Annotated in this window: 1 protein-coding gene and 1 pseudogene; both read right to left on the bottom strand. The window is 45.7% G+C overall.

Features of this window, described 5'->3' with window-relative positions:
* Window positions 1–1,509, bottom strand: a pseudogene (recQ, locus tag VZ94_RS20030) (DNA helicase RecQ); the annotation flags it as partial.
* A 27-nt stretch (window positions 1,510–1,536) separates the two neighbouring features.
* The coding region (locus VZ94_RS20025; RefSeq protein WP_045780582.1) for a GlgC family sugar phosphate nucleotidyltransferase at window positions 1,537–2,116 on the bottom strand (580 nt) is incomplete at its 5' end.

Genomic DNA, 2,116 nt, shown 5'->3' with positions numbered 1-2,116 from the left:
GCCACGTAAAATGGGACGACATTGCTCGGTTAGCCGTAGCGAGCCAAAATTGCTCAAAATCAACAACCACTAATCCACGCGCAATAAGCTGTCTAAAAACCGAATGCCATTGCTGCTCATTTAAACGCCGTACCAATACCAAAACGTCGACACGTGGTCGTGGCCGTATTTCAGTACCCGTTCCGTTTTATGGCCTAATAACACATCGATTAAATGCGTAGCGCCATAACGCTGCCCTGTACGATAAATGCACGACAAGGCTTGCTGCGCTGCAAGACTAGCATTCCAGGTGTATACAGGCTCTAAACAGGTATCGCAATTACCACACGGCTTATCTAGCACGTCGCCGAAATAATTTAATAATGCTTGGCGTCTACAATGTACCTGCTCACATAAGGCCAACATCGCATCGAGCTTATGATATTCAATGCGCTTATGCAGCTCATCAGTACCCGCCTCTTGCAACATACGTCTTAACGTAATGACGTCTTGTAAGCCATACGCCATCCACGCATTCGCGGGCAAACCATCCCGCCCTGCTCTACCCGTCTCTTGATAATACGCTTCTATGCTTTTAGGCAAATCTAAGTGCGCTACAAAACGCACATTAGGCTTATCAATCCCCATACCAAACGCAATCGTTGCGACAATAACAACACCTTCGCGCATTAAAAATTGGTGCTGATTCCGTTGCCTAAGCTCATTACTCATACCGGCATGGTACGGTAATGCTTCTATGCCTTTGCTACATAACCAATCGGCAACTGACTCAACTTTCTTACGCGACAGACAATACACAATGCCGGCGTCGTCTTCATGTTCAGACAAAATAAAATCCAATAGCTGCTGTCTGGCATTTTGCTTTTGCACAATGCGATAACGAATATTCGGCCTATCGAAACTACTACGAAAAATTTTGGCATCAACCAGATTTAAACGCTGAATGATTTCTTGCCGAGTTTTATCATCGGCGGTTGCCGTTAATGCAATGCGGGGTATCTGTGGAAACTGCTCGTGTAAAATAGATAGCTGCAAATAATCCGCGCGAAAATCATGTCCCCATTGCGACACACAATGCGCTTCATCAATCGCAAATAATGCTACTTTAAGCTGTGCTAATAATGCCAACATTCGCGCAGTATTAAGCCGTTCGGGCGCGATATACAGCAAATCCAGCTCATTTTGCAATAATTGCTGCTCGATACGTCGCGTTTGCTCTAACGTTAACGTCGAATTTAAAAACGCTGCTTTAACCCCGACTTGTAACAACGCTGATACTTGGTCTTGCATCAGTGCGATGAGGGGCGACACGACAATACCAACACCGTCGCGCAACAATGCCGGAATTTGATAACACAACGACTTGCCGCCGCCCGTAGGCATTAACACCAAGGCATCTTGACCGGCTAATAAACAATCAATAATGTCTTGTTGCTGGCCGCGAAAACGGTCATAGCCAAAGACTGTTTTGAGTATTTGTCTAGGTGTGTCGACAGCAACCGTTTTCATTCAATCAGGATATGACTATTCACCAAGTTAGCGGACATAATGCAAACGCTGTCCCAACATATCCGGCGTCACTAGTGTCACACCGCCTTCACTGACATAAAAACGTTGCTCATCATCGGCTCGGTTCTCACCGATGACAGTCCCTTCTGGCACAACACAACCGCGTTCAATAATTGCTTTAGTAATGCGGCAATGGCGACCGATATTACAGTTCGGTAACACAACGCTGTCTTGTACCGAGGTATAACTGTTTACCCGGACATTCGAGAACAACAGTGAATGCCGCACCTTCGCACCCGAAACAATACATCCGCCTGAAATCATCGAATCCACGGCTTGGCCACGTCTATCATTATCATCGAATACGAATTTAGCCGGTGGGGTTTGTGCTTGATAAGTCCAAATTGGCCAGGTGTTATCATATAAATTCAAGTCGGGATTAACGCCAATCAGCTCCATATTCGCCGCCCAATACGCGTCTATGGTACCGACATCGCGCCAGTAGCTTTGTTGACCACTTTGTAAGTCTAAAAATGGATAGGCATTAACGACATATCTATCAATCACTGACGGAATAATATCTTTACCAAAATCATGGCTTAGAGCC

This window comes from Methylocucumis oryzae, from assembly GCF_000963695.1.
Taxonomy (GTDB): Bacteria; Pseudomonadota; Gammaproteobacteria; order Methylococcales; family Methylomonadaceae; genus Methylovulum; species Methylovulum oryzae.
The sequence above is the reverse complement of the archived record's forward strand: the minus strand, read 5'-3'. Positions and strand labels throughout refer to the sequence as shown.